Origin of the sequence: Haloplanus sp. (assembly GCF_028275055.1) — an archaeon.
Taxonomy (GTDB): domain Archaea; phylum Halobacteriota; class Halobacteria; order Halobacteriales; family Haloferacaceae; genus Haloplanus.
Map to the genome: position 1 here is coordinate 1 of NZ_JAQCNJ010000076.1, position 1916 is coordinate 1916.

The window sequence follows — 1916 nt, forward strand, 5'->3', positions numbered from 1 at the left end:
CGTCGGTTCGACGGTCACGTCGTAGACCCACTCGCAGGCGTCCTCGCCCTCGTTCTGGACGGTCTCGACCTCCGTCACCCGGTAGTAGCGGAGGTCACACCGCGATTCGAGGTCGTCGAGTCGCCGTTCGGCCGTATCGAGCGCGTCGATGATCGCGTCGACGGCGGCAGTCCGCATTGAATTCCGTTCCTGGGTGGTATACCCGCCGTTCTCGGCATAGTGGACTGCGCTCGTGGTTATGCCCGGAAGCCGCTCAGCGAGCTGTCTTCCGGACCACCCGACAACGTCCCTCGCTTCCGAGAGCATCGTCACGGCGTCGAGTTCCGAACGGACCGTTTCCGCCCGATCCCGGAGCGGTTCGACGGCCTCCCGGACGGTGCTGATCTGTACCCCGTATCCCTCGTCGTCGTTCGGTCGGAATCGCCCGTCCAGCGGGACGCCGAGGAGCCGCTTGAGCGAGCGGAGTTCCTCGGCCGCACTCGGCGGGAGCACGTCGTGGTGCCGTTCGGTAGCGTTGCTCCGCTCGGCGAACGCCTGTGCCTTCTCGTAGCGGTCGTCGGCCGGGTCGACGACGGCGTCGACGAACTGCTCGGTCGAGTCGCCCATCACGTACGTCTTCCAGCTATCCTCGGCGCTGTCGTGATGGATGCGTGACGCGATACCGAGCTTCAGGAGCGCATCCGCGTAGTCCTCTGCGAGTCCGTGACAAGCGGTGGAAAACGACATCGCCTCGCTCTCGACGCCCCCATCGCCCGCAAAGGCACCGACGAGGAACCTGCGGATCTCCTCTTCGGACGCGCCGAGGAGGGCCCCCGGAATCCGTTTCTCCGGCGATTTCCGCATCACCCCAGGGAAGTTGGACTCGAACCAGCGGTAGAGCTTCGTCGATACCCACCGCTTCGTCGTCGTACCGGCCGCGTTGACGACGTCGGTACTGTCGAGACCGAAGACGTCGTTCATCAGCCGCCCGGCGCGGGCGAGCAGCCGCTCGTCCTGGTTCGAGAACCCGATCTCGTGCGTTCGACCGCCGGAGTAAGAGTGTCCCTCGGCCGTCAGCAGCCCGAGAATCTCCGCCAGGTCGGGGGACATCTCCGTCGGAAGGTCGATATCGCGCTCCTTGCCGCGGTGGGCTTTGTCCTCCAGCGACACCGGTACCGCGGAGTTCGGGAGCTTCCGCGGCGCGGGGACGTACTCTCCTTCGGAGAGGTCGGCGGCGTCGACGGTCCCGACCTCGCCGTCGGAGTCGACGAACATCGGATGTTCGGGCGTCACGGTCACCGATCGGCCGTTCGAGAACGACACGCGGACGAACTCCTCGGGCGCCTCGTGGCGGCTGACCCGGTCGACGGGAACCTTCTCCACCTCGTTTTCGTCGATGTCGACGGTATGGACGCCGACCTCGTCCACCGGGAGGATTTCGCAGCCGACGCCGTCGACGACCTCGTCGGCGCGGGCGTCCATCATCGAATCCACGAACGGCCCGATCTCGACGCGCCGGCCGTCGGAGAGGAGCACCTCCGAATTCGGGTGATAAGACTGCTGCTCGAGTGCTTCGTGCATTGCACTTCGGTCCTCGGAGTTGTGGACGACCATTCCGTTGGCGACAAAATTGTGCGTCCCCTGAACGGTGAGATCGTACACGCAACCGTCGGCGTCGGATGCAACGCGCCGAACGCTATCGACGGTTCTCGTCGTAACGTCCTGCTCAACAGGATCGTGGGGTTCTGCGGTGGCGATATTACTCACGATAGGTGTGCTGTCCGGGCGGACACCGCCATCCGGCAAAATCGATCGGTCGTCGGTCGGGACGTACACTTCGTCGCCAGGATCGATCGCCTCAGCGGAGCGTTCGGCGCGCTCGCCATCCTCACAGACAAAGAACGGGTGATCCGCCGTAGTCGTGAGTTCCGATCCAT

At 65.0% G+C, this 1916-nt stretch carries 1 protein-coding gene and 1 pseudogene; both read right to left on the minus strand.

What is annotated here, in order from left to right; all coding sequences use genetic code 11:
- Positions 1-1560 (minus strand): LAGLIDADG family homing endonuclease (locus Q0925_RS10005; RefSeq protein ID WP_414652106.1); only part of this gene is annotated, 1560 nt, incomplete at its 3' end.
- Positions 1537-1916: pseudogene (locus Q0925_RS12445) on the minus strand (hypothetical protein); the annotation flags it as partial. The pseudogene Q0925_RS12445 and the gene Q0925_RS10005, both read right to left, overlap by 24 nt.